This is a genomic window from Streptomyces sp. NPDC001678 (assembly GCF_042892945.1).
Classification (GTDB): domain Bacteria; phylum Actinomycetota; class Actinomycetes; order Streptomycetales; family Streptomycetaceae; genus Streptomyces.
This window is the reverse complement of sequence record NZ_JBIAUP010000002.1, coordinates 590,622-606,799: the sequence shown is the minus strand read 5'-3', so window position 1 is coordinate 606,799 and position 16,178 is coordinate 590,622. Positions and strand designations below refer to the sequence as shown.

The 16,178-nt window shown below is 71.5% G+C and carries 17 protein-coding genes; 7 read left to right on the top strand and 10 right to left on the bottom strand.

Translation table 11 applies throughout. The annotated features are described in order from the left end of the window. Positions 1-2 precede the first annotated feature (2 nt). The 6 genes from ACFYZR_RS06400 to ACFYZR_RS06375 form a co-directional block, all read right to left on the bottom strand. Complete coding sequence (locus ACFYZR_RS06400; RefSeq protein ID WP_391905791.1) at positions 3-2,522, bottom strand: SpoIIE family protein phosphatase; 2,520 nt, start codon at positions 2,520-2,522, stop codon at positions 3-5. 188 nt (positions 2,523-2,710) lie between these two features. After that, the gene (locus ACFYZR_RS06395; RefSeq protein WP_391906057.1) at positions 2,711-3,130 is read right to left on the bottom strand and encodes an ATP-binding protein; all 420 of its coding nucleotides are present in this window, start codon (positions 3,128-3,130) and stop codon (positions 2,711-2,713) included. A 122-nt stretch (positions 3,131-3,252) separates the two neighbouring features. Beyond that, positions 3,253-3,660 carry a (deoxy)nucleoside triphosphate pyrophosphohydrolase gene (locus ACFYZR_RS06390; protein WP_391905788.1) on the bottom strand — a complete coding sequence of 136 codons (408 nt, stop codon included), beginning with the start codon at positions 3,658-3,660 and terminating at the stop codon, positions 3,253-3,255. Between the two features lie 77 nt (positions 3,661-3,737). Next, complete coding sequence (locus ACFYZR_RS06385) at positions 3,738-3,917, bottom strand: SPOR domain-containing protein (RefSeq protein ID WP_391905785.1); 180 nt, start codon at positions 3,915-3,917, stop codon at positions 3,738-3,740. 165 nt (positions 3,918-4,082) lie between these two features. After that, complete coding sequence (locus ACFYZR_RS06380) at positions 4,083-5,726, bottom strand: APC family permease (protein WP_391905783.1); 1,644 nt, start codon at positions 5,724-5,726, stop codon at positions 4,083-4,085. Positions 5,727-5,995: 269 nt separating this feature from the next. After that, positions 5,996-6,748 (bottom strand): GntR family transcriptional regulator, encoded by a 753-nt coding sequence (locus ACFYZR_RS06375; protein ID WP_391906055.1) that lies wholly within the window; start codon positions 6,746-6,748, stop codon positions 5,996-5,998. A gap of 406 nt (positions 6,749-7,154) precedes the next feature. Between ACFYZR_RS06375 and ACFYZR_RS06370 the strand changes: the two genes are divergently transcribed. Together ACFYZR_RS06370 and ACFYZR_RS06365 are read left to right on the top strand one after the other, a co-directional pair. Continuing rightward, positions 7,155-7,355, top strand: a complete 201-nt coding sequence (locus ACFYZR_RS06370; RefSeq protein WP_391906052.1) for a cold-shock protein — start codon at positions 7,155-7,157, stop codon at positions 7,353-7,355. 104 nt (positions 7,356-7,459) lie between these two features. Next, positions 7,460-8,029 (top strand): Uma2 family endonuclease, encoded by a 570-nt coding sequence (locus ACFYZR_RS06365; RefSeq protein ID WP_391905780.1) that lies wholly within the window; start codon positions 7,460-7,462, stop codon positions 8,027-8,029. A gap of 67 nt (positions 8,030-8,096) precedes the next feature. On the opposite strand, the gene ychF is transcribed toward ACFYZR_RS06365, so the two are convergent. Continuing rightward, positions 8,097-9,185 carry a redox-regulated ATPase YchF gene (gene ychF / locus ACFYZR_RS06360; RefSeq protein WP_391905779.1) on the bottom strand — a complete coding sequence of 363 codons (1,089 nt, stop codon included), beginning with the start codon at positions 9,183-9,185 and terminating at the stop codon, positions 8,097-8,099. A gap of 185 nt (positions 9,186-9,370) precedes the next feature. Between ychF and ACFYZR_RS06355 the strand changes: the two genes are divergently transcribed. Then, the gene (locus ACFYZR_RS06355) at positions 9,371-9,970 is read left to right on the top strand and encodes a DUF6542 domain-containing protein (protein ID WP_391905777.1); all 600 of its coding nucleotides are present in this window, start codon (positions 9,371-9,373) and stop codon (positions 9,968-9,970) included. On the opposite strand, the gene ppgK is transcribed toward ACFYZR_RS06355, so the two are convergent. Both ppgK and ACFYZR_RS06345 read right to left on the bottom strand, forming a co-directional pair. Beyond that, positions 9,867-10,631: a polyphosphate--glucose phosphotransferase gene (gene ppgK / locus ACFYZR_RS06350; protein WP_391905774.1), complete on the bottom strand. Its 765-nt coding sequence runs from the start codon at positions 10,629-10,631 to the stop codon at positions 9,867-9,869. The two genes, ACFYZR_RS06355 and ppgK, sit on opposite strands and share 104 nt — an antisense overlap. A gap of 30 nt (positions 10,632-10,661) precedes the next feature. After that, entirely contained in the window at positions 10,662-11,642 is a 981-nt protein-coding gene (locus ACFYZR_RS06345; protein WP_391905771.1) for a 4-hydroxy-3-methylbut-2-enyl diphosphate reductase, read from the bottom strand. Between the two features lie 76 nt (positions 11,643-11,718). On the opposite strand from ACFYZR_RS06345, the gene ACFYZR_RS06340 reads away from it, so the two are divergent. The 4 genes from ACFYZR_RS06340 to ACFYZR_RS06325 all read left to right on the top strand — a co-directional run bounded on the left by ACFYZR_RS06340 (position 11,719) and on the right by ACFYZR_RS06325 (position 15,471). Then, positions 11,719-13,068 (top strand): APC family permease, encoded by a 1,350-nt coding sequence (locus tag ACFYZR_RS06340; RefSeq protein WP_391905770.1) that lies wholly within the window; start codon positions 11,719-11,721, stop codon positions 13,066-13,068. A gap of 163 nt (positions 13,069-13,231) precedes the next feature. Next, the gene (gene xseA / locus ACFYZR_RS06335; protein ID WP_391905767.1) at positions 13,232-14,464 is read left to right on the top strand and encodes an exodeoxyribonuclease VII large subunit; all 1,233 of its coding nucleotides are present in this window, start codon (positions 13,232-13,234) and stop codon (positions 14,462-14,464) included. A 10-nt stretch (positions 14,465-14,474) separates the two neighbouring features. Beyond that, entirely contained in the window at positions 14,475-14,729 is a 255-nt protein-coding gene (locus tag ACFYZR_RS06330; protein ID WP_391905764.1) for an exodeoxyribonuclease VII small subunit, read from the top strand. Positions 14,730-14,880: 151 nt separating this feature from the next. Beyond that, on the top strand, positions 14,881-15,471 hold the full coding sequence (locus ACFYZR_RS06325) for a malonic semialdehyde reductase (RefSeq protein WP_391905762.1): 591 nt from the start codon (positions 14,881-14,883) through the stop codon (positions 15,469-15,471). A 79-nt stretch (positions 15,472-15,550) separates the two neighbouring features. Here the strand turns inward: ACFYZR_RS06325 and ACFYZR_RS06320 are convergent, their stop codons facing one another. Beyond that, positions 15,551-16,099 carry a DUF4245 domain-containing protein gene (locus ACFYZR_RS06320; RefSeq protein ID WP_391905760.1) on the bottom strand — a complete coding sequence of 183 codons (549 nt, stop codon included), beginning with the start codon at positions 16,097-16,099 and terminating at the stop codon, positions 15,551-15,553. Between the last annotated feature and the right edge of the window lie 79 nt (positions 16,100-16,178).

Sequence of the window (16,178 nt, the reverse complement as noted above, 5' to 3'; positions counted from 1 at the left end):
GGTCAGTACAGGCTCAGCAACGCCTCGACCGCGTCCGGCGCAGGCGAGTCCCCGTCCGGGAGCCCGAGCTCGAACCACACGGTCTTGCCGTGGGGGATGCGACGGCTGCCCCAGGCAGCGCTCAGCAGGCCGACGAGCTGCAGCCCCCTTCCCCCCTCGTCCGTGTCCCGCGCCCGCCGCCGCCGCGGCTGGACGTGCCCGCTGTCCCAGACCTCGCAGACCAGCGTCCGGTCCAGCAGCAGCCGCAGCCGGATCTCGCCCTCGCCGTACCGCAGGGCGTTGGTGACCAGCTCGCTGACCAGCAGCTCCGTGGTGTCGACCAGATCGCCCAGCTCCCAGCCCTCCAGCTGCCGGCGGGCCAGCTCCCGGGCCCGGGCGACCGAGCGGGGCTCGGGTGGCAGGGTCCAGTCGCCGACGCAGCCGGGGCTCAGGCCGCGCAGCCGGGCCATCAGCAGGGCGATGTCGTCCTCGCCGTGGTGGGTGTCCAGGGCGCTGAGGACGTGGTCGCAGACGTCCTCCAGGGGCCGCTCGGGGTCGGCGAGGGCCTCCCGGAAGGCGTGGAGGCCCTCGTCGAGGGGATGGTCACGGGACTCCACGAGGCCGTCGGTGTAGAGGGCGAGCAGCGCCCCGTCCGGGAGCTCGATCTCGGTCTCCTCGAAGGGCTCGCCGCCCACGCCCAGCGGCATGCCGGGCGGCACCTCCAGGAGCATCGCGGGCTCGCCGGCCTCGACGAGGACCGGCGGCAGATGGCCGGCGTTGGCGACCGTGCAGCGCCGGGTGACCGGGTCGTAGACGGCGTAGACGCACGTCGCGAGGTAGACCTCGGAGAGGTCGGCGGGGCGGACGCTGCCGCGGACGCCGCGCGAGGCGGACTGCTTGCCGCCGGGGCGGCCTAGGCCGTGGGCGATCTCGTCGAGCGCGGAGAGCACCTCGGCCGGCTCCAGGTCGAGCATGGCCAGGGTGCGCACGGCCGTGCGCAGCTCGCCCATGGCGACGGCGGCCCGCAGCCCGCGGCCCATGACGTCGCCGACGACGAGGGCCGTGCGGTGGCCGGGCAGCTCGATGACGTCGAACCAGTCGCCGCCGACCTCGGTGGCGGCGTTGCCGGGCAGATAGCGGCAGGCGATCTCGACGCCGGCGGCCTCCGGGTCGCCGGGGGGCAGCAGGCTCCGCTGGAGGATGAGGGCGCGCTCGTGCTCGCGGCGGTAGAGGCGGGCGTTGTCGATGCAGACGGCCGCGCGGGCGGCGAGCTCGACGGCGAGGGCCGTGTCCCGCTCGCCGAAGGGCTCGCTGCCCTTCGTACGGGAGAACTGGGCGATGCCCAGCACCGCGTCCCGGGCGACCATCGGCACGGCGAGGGTGGACTGCACGACGGCGCCGAGCCCGTCGCCGTCCTCGCTCTCGCGGCCGGGCACGACCTGGACGTGGGCGGTGCGCAGGGCCTGGGCGCACGGCGAGTGGAACGCGTAGCGGTGGACCTCGCCGACCTGGACGGGCTTGGGGCCGGAGCCGGTGACGGGCGCCCCGGAGACGGCACTGGAGTAGGCCACGCGGCGCAGCTCGGCGCTGCCGTCGGCGAGCCCGGGCGGGGCCTCGTCGCCGACGAGGAGGCCTTGGTAGAGGTCGACGGAGGCCAGGTCGCAGAACTGGGGGACGGCCACGTCGAGGAGCTCGCGGGCGGTCTTCTCCAGGTCGAGGGAGTTGCCGATGCGGGCGCCGGCCTCGTTGAGGAGGGCCAGGTTGCGGCGGACGCCGGCGGCCTCGCGCTCGGCGCGGCGCCGTCCGGTGACATCGGTGGCGATCGCGGCGACCCCGATGGGGCGGCCGCTGCCGCTGTGCAGCCGGTAGAGCGAGACGGACCAGCGGCGGCGTTCGTTGTGGCCGGGCACGGGGCCGACGAGCTGGATGTCCGCCACCGGTTTGCCGGTGTCGAGGACCTGGCGGAGCGCGGCGGTGAGCCGGTCGGCCTCGGTGCGGGGCAGGAAGTCGTGGGGGGTGCGGCCGCGGTGCCAGGCGGAGGGGCGGCCGAAAGTCTGGGCGAAACTCTCGTTGACGCGCAGCAGCCTCAGGTCCGTGCCGAAGAAGAAGAAGCCGAGCGGAGATTGGCCGAAAACGGCTTCCGAGGCGGCGATGTCCGTCTCTATTCCGCGCAGCGCCCGGACGTCGACGGCGACGCAGAGCGCGGCACGGTCGCCGCGGCCGTTCTCACTGGGCATCACATAGATCTCGGCGAGGCCCTCCTGGTGGTCGCCGTCCCGCTGATAGGGCACCAGGCCCGTCCAGGCCCGGCCGTCGAGCCCGCCCTCGGCGAGGAAGGGCGCGGTGGGGGGCCGTCGGCGCCGGCCCTCCACCACGGGGGCCAGGACGTCCAGGGGGTCCCGGCCGACGGCCTGCCGGGCAGCTATTCCGAAGAGCTCGGCGGCCCGTTCGCTCCACTGGTCGATCCGGCCGTCCGGGCCGAGGGAGAACGACGCCACGCGGATGTGGTCGTACAGGGAGCCGGGCGGACTGTTCTGCCACATCGCCGTGGCGTCCCTGCTCTCTGGCCTGCCTGCCGTACCCGCTGGCTTTTCGCTCACGTGCCCGTCCCCTCCGGCTCTCGTGCTCGCACCGGCATCAGAAGGCCGAGTATCCAGCACAGGGGGCCTTCGGAACACGGACTTCACGATCACAGCACGGTCTCAACCCGCTATGTCTTCCCACCGGGTTACTAACCAGGCAGGGTCAGCTCGAACCACACCGTCTTCCCGGTGTTTCCCGGGCGGGTGCCCCAGCGCCGCGAGGCAAGGGCGACGAGCTGGAGTCCGCGGCCGCCCTCGTCGTCCGGCTCGGCGACGCGTTCGCGGGGCAGGTCGGGCAGCGGGTCGGAGACTTCCACCAGAAGGGTGGGTCCCGCGTGGGAGTACATGCGCACCCCGATGGGGCCGCTGGCGTAGCGCAGCGAGTTGGTGACGAGCTCGCTGACCAGGAGGACCGTCACATCGGTGACGGAGTCCAGGCCCCATTCGCGCAGGGTGTCGCGCACGAGCGTGCGCGCGGTGCGCACGGCGGCGGCGTCGGCGGGAAAGCTCCACTCGGCGAAACCAGGCGTATGCGCCAAGGTCCCCGTGCTGTCGCCCACGCCGACCACTTCCCAGGCTGCTCCGGCATGTCCCCCTTTGGGGCCAATAATCAGCACATACCCGGTATAGGGGTCGGGCTATCTTCTTCACCCCGGACCATGGGCACCGGTTGCCGCATTCGGCGTAGCGCTTACGCGTCCGCCCCGGCGCGCAGCCGTGCGGCGGCCTCGGCGACGGCGGGACGGTCCTGCTCCAGCCAGTCGACCTCGTCGACGCTCTCGGGGGCGAGCCAGCGCAGCTCGTCGTGGTCCTCCAGGGGGCGGGGCTCGCCCTCCAGCAGCCGGGCCGTCCACACCTGGAGGACGTAGCCGGGCTTCAGGGGCCATTCTCCGGCGATGCGCCCGACCGGCTCGGCCTCGATGCCCAGCTCCTCGCGGAGTTCCCGTACGAGGGCCTCAGGGGCGCTCTCGCCGGGCTCCAGCTTGCCGCCCGGCAGCTCCCAGCGGCCGGCCAGCTCGGGCGGGGCGCTGCGCCGCGCGGCCAGCAGCCGCCCCTGGTGAAACACCGCTCCAGCCACCACCACGCGCACCGTCGTCATGGGGGTAAAGCGTAGACGCCGGGTGGTACCGATCTCTCGGTACCACCCGGCGTCCGGGAGGCCGTGGGCCTTGGGTCTTACGTGACCGTGTGGCCGACCCGTTCGACGACGTAGAGCCTGCGGTCGCCTTCCGTGTCGAGCCGGTCGGCGACGCGCTCCGCTTCCGTTCTGGTGGCGTAGCGGCCGACGCGGTAGCGGTTGCCGTTCTCGTCCTGGCGGATCACCAGCCAGGGCAGGACCGGTCCGGTGTCAGTCATCGCTCCTGCCCTCCCGTCCCCGCGCGCACCGGCGCACGCCCGTCGGTGACTCCTCCGGGGGTTCCCGAAGAAACCGCAGTACGCATATGCCCGAGCCTACGCCCGACCTTTACGCACCGGATACGGGTTTTCACGAAGAGGTACGCATTCGGCCACCCGTGAGGGTTACTTGGCCTCGGCGAGCTCCGGCTCCTTCGCGGCCTCGGCCTCGGCGGCCGCCGTGATTTCCTTCTCGACCTGCTCAAGGGTCGGGTTGCGCCACGCGCTGCGCACACCCCACACGTAGAAGACCAGTGCGATCAGGACAACGACGACGATGTCGACGCCCTGCGGCAGGTAGCCCTTGCCGCCGAACTCGGTGCCGCCGGCGTACGAGACCACCGCCATGACCAGCAGGTAGGCCACCATCCAGGAGCCGGCCTTCAGGTGCGGCTTGAGCTCGGCCCACGGCTTGCGCAGCTCGTACCAGGCCCAGATCGGCAGACCGATGGCCATGATGAAGATGACCTTGCCCGTCAGCGGCCAGCGGGCCCAGTACATGACCAGCGAGCCGAAGATCATCGCGATGGGGGCGATGACCGGCATGGCCTTCAGCTTCACCGGGCGCTTCATGTCCGGGGCGATCCGGCGCAGCGACATCACGGCGACGGGGCCGGTGATGTACGAGATGACGGTGGCGACACCGACGATCTCGGCGATCGAGCCCCAGCCGCGGAAGACGGCCAGGAAGACGAAGGAGATCGCGAGGTTGAGCAGCAGGGCCGGCTTCGGGACACCGGTCTTGGGGTCGACCTTGCCGAAGACCTTCGGCAGGTGGCCGTTCTCCTGGACGCCGTTGATCATGCGCGAGGTGGTGGCCGCGTAGATCATGCCGGTGCCCGACGGGGAGATGAAGGCGTCCGCGTAGAGCAGCAGGGCGAGCCAGTTCAGGCCCCAGGTGATGGAGAGGTCCGCCAGCGGGGACTTGTAGGCCAGGGTGTTCCAGCCGCCGGAGAGGTCCGCGGCCGGGACGGCCATCAGGAAGGCGACCTGGAGCGCGATGTAGATCACCAGGGCGATCAGGATCGAGCCGATGACGGCCTTCGGCAGCGACTTGCCGGGGTTACGGGCCTCGGCGGCCATGTTCAGCGGCGACTGGAAGCCGTTGAAGGCCCAGACGATGCCCGCGACGGCGACGGCGCTGAAGACGGCGCTCCAGCCGTTGGGGGCGAAGCCGCCGTGGGCGGAGCCGACGTTGCTGGTGTCGAAGTGCGCGAAGATCAGCGCACCCGCGGTGAGCACCGGGACGACGACCTTGAACACGGTGATCGCGTTGTTCGTCTTGGCGAACAGGGTGATCGCGAACCAGTTCAGGAAGAAGTAGAAGACCACCAGCACGCTCGCGGCGGCGAGACCGGTGCCGGTGAGCTCCTTGCCGTCGAAGAGGTGCTCGGCCCAGCCGAACTTCCACGAGCTCATGTACTGGATCGAGGCGGTGGCCTCACCCGGGATCACGGAGACGATCGCGATCCAGTTGGCCCAGGCGGCCATGTAGCCGGCCAGCGAGCCGTGCGAGAACTGGCCGTACCGCACCATGCCGCCCGCCTTGGGGAACATCGAGCCGAGCTCGGTGTAGGTGAGGGCGATGGTCAGCGCCACGACGGCGCCGATGACCCAGGCGAAGATGGCGGCCGGTCCGGCGAGCACGGCTGCACGCTCGGCACCGAACAGCCAGCCGGAGCCGATGATCGACCCGAGGCCGACGGCGGTCAGCGCCGTCGTGCCGAGGGTCCGGCGGTAATTCGAGTGGGAACCCTGTTCGGTGCTCAAACCCCGGATCTCCTTTTCTTTCTACTCCCCGCATGACAGGACACAAACCGCGCCATCGTACGAGCGATTTGGCCGAGTTGGTTCTGCCAAAAGGCCCTGACCTGGGCCTATGTGAGGTTTGCAACACCGGAAGCCCTCATTCCAAACAAGGGCCAACCCGGACATACGGGGCAGTTCCTACCGGCCGGTACGGTCTGGGGAGCGGGATTTTCCAAGATCATGAACTGACTCGGGAGTCAGCAGGGGAATGCTTGACGCACCGTTCACGCCTACTTCACCGGCAGGTGGTAAGCGACCCGGTACCGCTCGGCGAGCATCACGACGTCGGCCGTCTCGACGGGACAGCCGCCCGCGAAGTACGTCCGCGAGACGACCACCACGCAGTGGCCGGGCACCCCGCCGAGGGCCAGCGTCTCCCCGGCCAGCCCGGGGCGAGCGCTGACCTCCTCGGTGACGTTGTCCACGACGATGTCGATGGCGGCCATCCGCTCGACCACTCCCCGGCCCGCCAGCGGCCCCTCCTCGGGCAGCATCACCGGGGTGCGCCCGGTGATGGCCAGGGGCTCCCAGGAGACCGAGAGCATGCACGGCTCGCCCCCGGAGCGGAAGAGGTAGTCCGTGCGCATCACACGGTCACCGGGGCCGATCCGCAGCCGCCGGGCGATCCTCGACTCGGCCGCGACCTGCTCGCTGCGGGACTCCCAGGTGCCCTTGATCCGGTCGTCCCCCTGCTCCTGCCGGAACGGCGTGGACTCCCCGGCCGCCCGGTACCCCGTACGCACCACGGGGCGCGAGACGGGTTGCTCGCGGACGTACGTCCCGGAGCCGGAGCGGCCCTCGACCAGGCCCTCGGCCATCAGGACCTTGCGGGCCTCCAGGGCGACGGTGTCGGAGACGCCGTACTGCTCCCGGATGCGCGCCTGGGAGGGGAGCCGGGTGTGCGGCGGCAGCTCGCCGGCGACGATTTTCTGCCGCAGATCACCGGCGACTCGAAGGTATGCGGGCTGGTCACCGAAGGCCACGTCCACTCCCAAGGGGTTGACAGTCCGCAACAGCTTGGCAACCGTAGGTTGCGATCCGCAACCTTAACCCAGAGATTCACAGGAAGTAGTGAAGTCCAGCTCAGCGAGGCCGAGTTGAGATCTCCGGGCACATGCGGAAGGCACTCACCCGCGGCATTCCCGCAACTATGCGCAAAGGCCGCCCTCCCCGGCGATCAAGGGTCGCCACCACCTCGCCACCCTCCCGGCGCGGCCACCACGAGCCGGCGGCCCGCCTCGTGGACGGCAGGCGCACCGCCCCGGCGGGAACCGGCCAACCTGGCCAGGCCATCTGGTCGGGACGGGGGCCGCCGGGCAGGATGAACCCGCAGCTCAGGCCGGTGATCCGCCGGTCCCACGATGGATAGGAAGGCGTCCGGTGGCGACGATGAATGGCACCGTGAAGTGGTTCAACGAGACCAAGGGGTTCGGGTTCATCACCCCTGACGACGGCAGCAAGGACGTCTTCGTGCACTTCTCCGCGATCAAGGCCGACGGGTTCAAGACCCTGGCCGAAGGCCAGCACGTGAGCTTCTCCATCGAGAGCGGCGCCAAGGGGCCTTCCGCGGTCGACGTGGTGCTCATCTGACCGCGGACGGAAAACGGCCCGGACACTGCTGGGAGTGTCCGGGCCGAAGCTGCGCCCCAACCAGGTACCGCACCCGAGATGGCCGCAGCCGCTACCGTGAAGCCATGACCGCACTACCCGACTGGATGCGCCCGCCGCGCGCGGAAGGCTGGTTCGCGGAGGACCTCGACCGCCTCCCCGAGGCACCTCGCCACACCGAGCTGATCGACGGAGCCCTCGTCTTCATGATGTCGCCGCAGAGGTGGTGGCACGGCCACCTCGTCACCATGCTCACCCTCGCCCTCATGGAGCAGGCGCCCTCGGACACCCGGGTCAGCCGCGAGATGACCATAAAGCTGGACGAGCGCAACCGGCCGGAGCCCGACGTGCTGGTGACGACAGCCGACTTCGACAGTGACCGGACGTGGTTCGCACCGGACGAAGTACGACTCGTCGTCGAGGTCGTCTCCCCCGAGTCCGCCCACCGCGACCGCACGGTCAAGCTCCGCAAATACGCGCAGGCCGGCATCCCGCACTACTGGTGCGTCGAGGACGAGGACGGCTCACCCGTCGTACACGTCTACGAGCTCGACGAACCGACCGGATCGTACGCGCCCGCCGGCATCTTCCGTGGCTCGCTCCGGCGCCCGGTGCCCTTCGAGATCAGCCTCGATCTGGGCAAGCTGGTGCCGTAGCCCACCCGCCCGTACGCCGAAGGGGCCGGCTCCCCGAGGAGCCGGCCCCTTCACGGTGTGCGCGCGATCAGACGTTGAAGCGGAACTCCACCACGTCGCCGTCCACCATCACGTACTCCTTGCCCTCCATGCGGGCCTTGCCGGCGGCGCGGGCCTCGGCGACGGAGCCGGTGGCGACGAGGTCCTCGAAGGAGATGACCTCGGCCTTGATGAAGCCCTTCTGGAAGTCGGTGTGGATGACACCGGCCGCCTCGGGGGCCGTGGCGCCCTTCTTGATGGTCCAGGCGCGGGACTCCTTGGGGCCGGCCGTCAGATAGGTCTGGAGGCCGAGCGTGTTGAAGCCGACGCGGGCCAGCGTGGCCAGGCCCGGCTCCTCGGCGCCCACGGACTCCAGGAGCTCCATGGCGTCCTCCTCGTCCAGCTCGGCGAGGTCCGCCTCCAGCTTGGCGTTGAGGAAGATGGCCTCGGCCGGGGCGACCAGGGCGCGCTGCTCGTCCTTGAAGGCGTCGTCGGTCAGCTCGTCCTCGTCGACGTTGAAGACGTAGAGGAAGGGCTTGGTGGTCAGCAGGTGGAGGTCGTGGAGGAGCTCCTCCTTGCCCGAGCCCTGGACGATGCCCGCCGAGAACAGCGTCTCGCCCTTCTCCAGGATCTCCTTGGCCGCCTCGACGGCCGCGACCTTCGGGGCGACGTCCTTCTTGATCCGCATTTCCTTCTGGAGGCGCGGCAGGACCTTCTCGATGGTCTGGAGGTCGGCGAGGATCAGCTCGGTGTTGATCGTCTCGATGTCGTCCTTCGGCGAGACCTTGCCGTCGACGTGGACGACGTTCTCGTCCTTGAAGGCGCGGATGACCTGGCAGATCGCGTCCGACTCGCGGATGTTCGCCAGGAACTTGTTGCCCAGGCCCTCACCCTCCGAGGCGCCGCGCACGATGCCGGCGATGTCGACGAAGTCGACCGTGGCCGGGAGGATCTTCTGCGAACCGAAGATCTCCGCGAGCTTGGTCAGCCGGGCGTCCGGGACACCGACGACGCCCACGTTGGGCTCGATGGTGGCGAACGGGTAGTTGGCCGCCAGCACGTCGTTCTTGGTCAGGGCGTTGAACAGGGTCGACTTGCCGACATTCGGCAGACCGACGATTCCGATCGTGAGCGACACGTGACGACTTCCCGTTGTTCCCGTAGTGAAGGCTTCCGCGCCCCGTGACGCGGCCGATCCACCAGTCTACGGGTCCGCGCCGCGGACCGGCCCCGGACGGAGGATTCCTCGAACAAACGCCCAAGGTGGCGCAAACGGCGTGTCCAACGGGGGCTTCCCCGGGCCCGCCTGCCTAGTTTGGTCGCGTGGAGCAACCGAGCACGCGCATCCCCCAGGACAAGGTCCGCCGCGGCTCCCCCGTGCCCCGGCCCGCCGCACCCCCCGCCCAGCGGCGGGGCGCCACCGCGCGGGGGCCCGCCGCAGGGCGCTCCCCCTCCGCGCTGGACCGCCTGCCGGCCGCCCGGCTGACCGGCCTCGGCAGCGGACTGCTCACCGCTCTCGGCATGCTCACCATCGGCGGGCTGGACGCGCTGGTGGGCGGCTCGCCCCGGATCTACGGCGTGTTCTTCCTGCTCGGCAGCGCGGCCTGCGCGCTGTGGGTGCGCCCGGCGGAGCTGATGACCGCGCCCGTGAGCGTGCCCATCGCCTTCGCGGTGGGGGCGCTGCCGCTGAGCGACGGCACGGGGGGCCTCGGCGGCCGGGTGATGAGCCTGGTGACCATGCTGTCGCTGAACGCGGCCTGGCTCTACGCCGGCACCCTGCTGGCCGCGCTGATCGCGCTCGTCCGCCGGGTCTTCCTGGTCAGGCTGCGGCAGCGGGAACGGCTCCGGCAGCAGCGGCGGCCATCGCGGCCCCCACGATCCCCGCGTTGTTCTGCAGCTGAGCGGGGACGACCTCGGCGCTGATCCCCTCCAGCAGCGGCAGGAACTTCTCCGCCTTGCGGCTGACCCCACCGCCGATCACGAACAGCTCGGGCGAGAAGAGCATCTCCACATGGGCGAGATAGCGGCTCACCCGCTTGGCCCAGCGGCCCCAGCTGAGGTCCTCTTCCTCCTTGACCCGCGTGGACGCCCGCGTCTCCGCGTCGTGCCCGTGCAGCTCCAGATGGCCGAGCTCGGTGTTGGGCACCAGGCTCCCGCCGGTGAAGACGGCGCTGCCGATGCCCGTGCCGAAGGTCAGCACGATCACCGTGCCCGTACGCCCCCGGCCCGCGCCGTGGGCCATCTCCGCGAGCCCGGCGGCGTCGGCGTCGTTGAGCACGGTCACGGGCGCGCCGACGAGCTCGCCGAGCAGACCGGCGGCGTCCTGGCCGATCCAGCTCTTGTCGACGTTCGCGGCCGTACGGGTCGTCCCGGAGACCACCACGCCGGGAAAGGTCACGCCGACCGGCCCGACCGGCAGCCCGAAGTGCCGGACCACCTGCCGGACGCAGTCGGCGACGGCGTCCGGCGTGGACGGCTTCGGCGTGAGCACCTTGAAGCGCTCCTCCGAGAGCTCACCGCGCGCCAGGTCCACCGGTGCGCCCTTGATGCCCGATCCGCCGATGTCCACGCCGAATACGTCCATGCCCAGCAGCGTAGGCGTGGACGGGAGGGTTCACCCCTCGACGGCCGCCCGGGCCTCGGCCCGCAGGTCGCGGCGGAGCTCCTTGGGAAGGGAGAAGGTGATGGACTCCTCGGCCGCCTTCACGGTCTCGACGTCCTCGAAACCGCGCTGGGCGAGCCACTCCAGCACGCCCTCGACGAGGATCTCGGGAACGGAGGCGCCGGAGGTGAGCCCCACCGTGTGCACGCCCTCCAGCCAGGCCTCGTCGATCTCCTCGGCGTAATCCACCAGATGCGCGTCCCGCGCGCCGGCGCCGAGGGCGACCTCGACCAGCCGCACGGAGTTCGAGGAGTTCTTCGACCCCACCACGATCACCAGGTCCGCCTCGGCGCCCATCTGCTTGACGGCGATCTGGCGGTTCTGCGTGGCGTAGCAGATGTCGTCCGACGGCGGGGAGAGCAGGTTGGGGAACTTGTTCTGCAGGGCGCCGACGGTCTCCATGGTCTCGTCGACCGACAGCGTGGTCTGCGACAGCCACACGACCTTGTCCGGGTCGCGCACCTCGACCTTGGCCACGTCCTCCGGCCCGTCGACCAGCGTGATGTGGTCCGGGGCCTCGCCGCTGGTCCCGATGACCTCCTCGTGGCCCTCGTGACCGATGAGGAGGATGTCGTAGTCCTCCTTGGCGTACCGGATGGCCTCCTTGTGGACCTTGGTCACCAGGGGGCACGTGGCGTCGATGGTGGCGAGCCTGCCGCGCTCGGCCTCCTCGTGGACGACGGGGGCGACACCGTGGGCGGAGAAGATGACGATGTTGCCCTCGGGCACCTCGGCCGTCTCGTCGACGAAGATCGCGCCCTTCTTCTCCAGGGTCTTCACCACGTACTTGTTGTGCACGATCTCGTGCCGCACGTAGACGGGGGCGCCGTACTGTTCCAGCGCCTTCTCGACGGCGATCACGGCACGGTCCACGCCCGCGCAGTAGCCACGGGGGGCGGCGAGCAGAACCTTGCGGGCGGGGGTAGCTGTCATGCGGTCCATCGTAAGGGCCCGCCCCCACCGGCGTGGCCGGGCCGCCGCCCGCTCGGGACGCCCGAATACTGACCCCATGGCCACCCCTCCCCCCTTCGCCGACGAGGGCACGCTCCACCGCACCCTCACCTTCCGCGACCTCGTGGTCTACGGCCTGCTGTTCATCGCCCCCATGGCACCGGTGGGCGTCTTCGGCACGCTGTCGGCGAAGTCGCACGGGGCGGTGGCGCTGGTCTACGTCGTGGCGACGGTCGCGATGGCCTTCACGGCCCACTCGTACGCGGTCATGGTGCGCGTCGCCCCGCAGGCGGGCTCGGTCTACACGTACGCGCGCGTGGGGCTCGGCGAGGGGCCGGGGTTCATCGCGGGCTGGATGGCGATGCTGGACTACCTGCTGATCCCGGCGGTCGCCTATCTCTTCTCCGGGATCGCGATGCACGCGCTGGTGCCGTCCGTCCCCGCATGGGTCTGGACGGCGGCCGCGGTGGTCGTGACGACCGGGCTGAACCTGTGGGGCGTGCGGGCGGCCGCGACCGCGGGCTTCGTCGTCCTGGCGATGGAGCTGGCGGTGCTGGGGGTCTTCGTGGTCACGGCGGGCATCGCCCTGGCCCAGGACGGCCCGCGCCGGGGCTGGCTGACGCCGTTCACGGGCGAGGGCGGGTTCGACGCGGGGGCGGTGCTGTCGGCGGTATCGGTGGCGGTCCTGTCGTACCTGGGCTTCGACGCGATCGCCTCCTTCGCGGAGGAGGCGGCGGGCGGCTCGCCGAAGGTGGCGCGGGCGGTTGTCACGTGCCTGGTCGTGGCGGGCGCCCTCTTCGTCCTCCAGGGCTATCTGGCGGCACTCCTCGCGCCCGTCTCCCCGGCGGAGCTGGCGGCACGGCCGGCGGGCCAGGGCGCGGCGTTCTACGCCACGGTCGACGCGGCGACGGGCCTGTGGCTGCACCACCTGGTGGCGGCGAGCAAGGCGGTCGGCGCGGCCTTCGCCGCGCTGGCGGGCCAGGCGGCGGCGGGCCGGCTCCTCTTCGCGATGGCCCGCGACCGCCGCCTCCCGGGCCGCCTGGCGAAGGTCGACCCCGGCTCCGGCGTGCCCCGGCTCGCCGTCCTGGGCGCGGCATCGGTGACGCTGTTCGCCGCGGTGTGGGCGGCCCAGCGGGCGGACGGGCTGGACCGGCTGGTGTCGGTGGTGGACGTGGGGGCGCTTGTCGCCTTCGGCTTGCTGCACGTGTCTGTCGTGGGCTGGTTCACGCGGGACGCGGGGCGCGTTCCGGCCGCCCGGCACGTGGTGGTGCCCCTCCTGGGGCTGGCCGTCGTGCTCGCGGTGATCGTGACGGCGGCGACGGCCGCGCAGGTGGTGGGGGCGGTCTGGCTGGGGGTCGGCCTGGTCGTCCTGGCCGGACAGGGGGGACGGCGGGTGCGCACCGGCTGACTTCCGGCTCGCCGCCGTGGGCTTTTCCGCGCCTTCGGCGCGGTTCCACCCCACCCACCCGCCCGATTGCCCGGCACGGATTGCCCGGGTAGGGGGCTGGCCTACGGGGGGGCGCCCCCGACCCACCCACCCGTCGTCAGCCCCCACCGCTACGCTCGACCGCATGGCCGCCCAAACCTCACCCGACGCCCCCCTCCCCGTCGGGGAGGTGTCCCGCCTCATCGGCGGGTGGATCGACCGGCTCGGCGCCGTCTGGGTCGAAGGACAGATCACCCAGCTCTCCCGCCGCCCCGGCGCCGGCGTCGTGTTCCTGACCCTCCGCGACCCCTCCCACGACGTCTCCCTCTCCGTCACCTGCTACCGCGCCGTCTTCGACCGCGTGGCCGACGTCGTCTCCGAGGGCGCCCGCGTCGTCGTGCACGCCAAGCCCGAGTGGTACGCCCCCCGCGGCCAGCTCTCGCTCCGCGCCGCCGAGATCCGCCCGGTGGGCGTCGGCGAACTGCTGGCCCGTCTCGAACAGCTGAAGAAGTCCCTCGCCGCCGAGGGCCTGTTCGCCGCCGAGCGCAAGCGCGCGCTCCCCTTCCTGCCCCAGCTCATCGGCCTCGTCTGCGGCCGCGCCTCCGCCGCCGAGCGCGACGTGCTGGAGAACGCCCGCCACCGCTGGCCGGCCGTCCGCTTCGAGGTGCGCAACGTCCCCGTCCAGGGCGTCCACGCCGTGCCGGGCGTCATCGAGGCCGTCCAGGAGCTGGACGCCCACCCGGACGTGGACGTGATCGTCGTGGCGCGCGGCGGCGGCAGCGTCGAGGACCTCCTCCCCTTCTCGGACGAACAGCTCGTCCGCACCGTGGCCGCCTGCCGCACCCCCGTCGTCTCGGCGATCGGCCACGAGCCGGACACCCCGCTCCTCGACCTGGTGGCCGACCTGCGCGCGTCCACGCCCACGGACGCGGCGAAGCGGGTCGTCCCGGACGTGGGCGAGGAGCTCACCCGCGTCCGGCACCTGCGCGACCGCGCGCTGCGCTGCGTCGAGTCGCTGCTGGACCGCGAGGAGCGGGGCCTGGCGGCCGCGCGGGCGCGCCCCTGCATGGAGCACCCGCACCGCATGGTGGACGAGCGGGCGGAGCAGATCGACGCGCTCGCCGCGCGCGGCCGCCGCACGCTGGGCCATCTGCTGGACCGCGCGGCGTCCGAGCTGACGCACACCCACGCGCGCGTGGTGGCCCTGTCCCCGGCGGCGACGCTGCGCCGCGGCTACGCGGTGCTCCAGCACGAGGACGGCCGGGTCGTGCGCGCGGCGGCGGAGGTGGGGCCGGAGGAGGAGCTGCGGGCGCGGGTCGCGGAGGGTGAGTTCGCGGTACGGGCCGTGCCGCCGCCGGCTGTCACACCGCCCGCCTAGGCTGTGGGCCATGGCGACGACAACGGACGCAACGGACGCGGGCGCGACGGACGCGCTGGGCTATGAGCAGGCGCGGGACGAGCTGATCGACGTGGTGCGCCGCCTGGAAGCGGGCGGCACGACGCTGGAGGAGTCGCTGGCCCTGTGGGAGCGGGGCGAGGCGCTGGCGAAGGTCTGCCGCCGCTGGCTGGACGGCGCCAGGGCGCGCCTGGACGCGGCCCTGGCGGAGGAGGAAGCGGAAGAGGCGGCGGAAACCGAGGGCTGACCGCAGCCCGCGCCCCTTCCCCGGATCCCCGGAACACCCTCTCGGGTCTGTGAGCCGGGTCTCACCAGCCCTCGATTTAGTTGAACCTTCACCCATCTAGTTGTAGATTCAACTTCGTCAGCCCGCACTCCCCCCGAGAAGGTGCACCCCCATGACTCTCGCCCTCGACGCCGCCGCCCAGGACCTGCTCTTCCGCGAGGCCCACACGGCCAACACCTTCACCGACGAGCCCGTCACGGACGAGCAGATCCAGGCCGTCTACGACCTGATCAAGCTCGCCCCCACCGCGTTCAACCAGTCGCCGCTGCGCATCGTGCTGGTCCGCTCGGAGGAGGCCCGCGCCCGCCTCGTGCCGCTGATGGCCGAGGGCAACCAGCCCAAGACGGCCGCCGCCCCGCTGGTCGCGATCCTCGCCGCGGACAACGAGTTCCACGAGGAGCTGCCCACGCTGTTCCCGGCCTTCCCGCAGGCCAAGGACGTCTTCTTCAGCGAGCGCCCGGTCCGTGAGCAGTCGGCCGCGATGAACGCCGCCCTCCAGGCCGCGTACTTCATCCTCGGCATCCGCGCCGCCGGCCTGGCCGCCGGCCCGATGACCGGCTTCGACTTCGGCGCCGTCCAGAAGGAGTTCCTGGACGGCGACCACACCCCGCTGATGGTCATCAACATCGGCAAGCCGGGCGAGGGCGCCTCCTACCCGCGCTCGCCGCGCCTGTCCTTCGAGCAGGCCGTCAAGACGGTCTGACGTCGACGGACCCGCTCGACAGACCCACTGAACGCGAAAGCCGTGGCCCCCGGGGGCCACGGCTTTCGCGTTCGTTCGGCTAACCCTTGGCAGGAGCTTTGGCGGGAGCCTTGAGCGCCGCCGCCATCTCCTTCAGCCGCTCCGCGCCCGCGGTCCCGGTGACCACGGTGGTCACCCCGGAGTCCCGGCGCACGAGCGCGTCGTACTTCGGCCCCTCGTAGCGCTGCCAGACGCTGTCGCCGATCTTCTCCGTCGCGTGGGTCTTCTCCGCGCGCAGGCTGACGTTGTCGATGAACGGGCCCGCCGGGGCGTCGCTCTGCTCGACCGCCACGTACTGCCGCTGCGGGTCGAGGAAGCCCAGGTGCCAGGCCGAGCCGTCCTTCTCGCCCGCCCGGTACGACACGGACGTCGCGCGCCAGCCGTCACCGAGTCCCTCGGGGGCGGCCACGGCGTACGGCGCCGCGCGCCGGGCGGTGTCGAGCTCCACCCGGTAGTTCACCGTCTTCACGGGATCGTTGTTCTCGTCGTGGGGGATGAAGAGATAGCTGAATCCCGCCACGGGAACCACGACCGCCATCGAGAGCAGCATGTTCCGAATCGTCTGCGTCTTGCCGTTCCTACCTGCCACGCCCCCATCGTCCCCCATGCCGTGATCGATCTTGACGGCGACCTGGCCACACTTCCCCGGCGCACCTCCTCCGCACACC

Excerpts from the sequence above, each read along its gene's own strand:
- ACFYZR_RS06340 (WP_391905770.1), top strand. The coding sequence starts at position 11,719 with ATGGCCACCCCTCCCCCCTTCGCCGACGAGGGCACGCTCCACCGCACC.
- ACFYZR_RS06390 (WP_391905788.1), bottom strand. The coding sequence starts at position 3,660 with ATGACGACGGTGCGCGTGGTGGTGGCTGGAGCGGTGTTTCACCAGGGG.
- ACFYZR_RS06370 (WP_391906052.1), top strand. The coding sequence starts at position 7,155 with ATGAATGGCACCGTGAAGTGGTTCAACGAGACCAAGGGGTTCGGGTTC.
- ACFYZR_RS06325 (WP_391905762.1), top strand. The coding sequence starts at position 14,881 with ATGACTCTCGCCCTCGACGCCGCCGCCCAGGACCTGCTCTTCCGCGAG.
- ACFYZR_RS06365 (WP_391905780.1), top strand. The coding sequence starts at position 7,460 with ATGACCGCACTACCCGACTGGATGCGCCCGCCGCGCGCGGAAGGCTGG.
- ACFYZR_RS06330 (WP_391905764.1), top strand. The coding sequence starts at position 14,475 with ATGGCGACGACAACGGACGCAACGGACGCGGGCGCGACGGACGCGCTG.
- ACFYZR_RS06385 (WP_391905785.1), bottom strand. The coding sequence starts at position 3,917 with ATGACTGACACCGGACCGGTCCTGCCCTGGCTGGTGATCCGCCAGGAC.
- ppgK (WP_391905774.1), bottom strand. The coding sequence starts at position 10,631 with ATGGACGTATTCGGCGTGGACATCGGCGGATCGGGCATCAAGGGCGCA.
- ACFYZR_RS06400 (WP_391905791.1), bottom strand. The coding sequence starts at position 2,522 with ATGTGGCAGAACAGTCCGCCCGGCTCCCTGTACGACCACATCCGCGTG.
- ACFYZR_RS06345 (WP_391905771.1), bottom strand. The coding sequence starts at position 11,642 with ATGACAGCTACCCCCGCCCGCAAGGTTCTGCTCGCCGCCCCCCGTGGC.
- xseA (WP_391905767.1), top strand. The coding sequence starts at position 13,232 with ATGGCCGCCCAAACCTCACCCGACGCCCCCCTCCCCGTCGGGGAGGTG.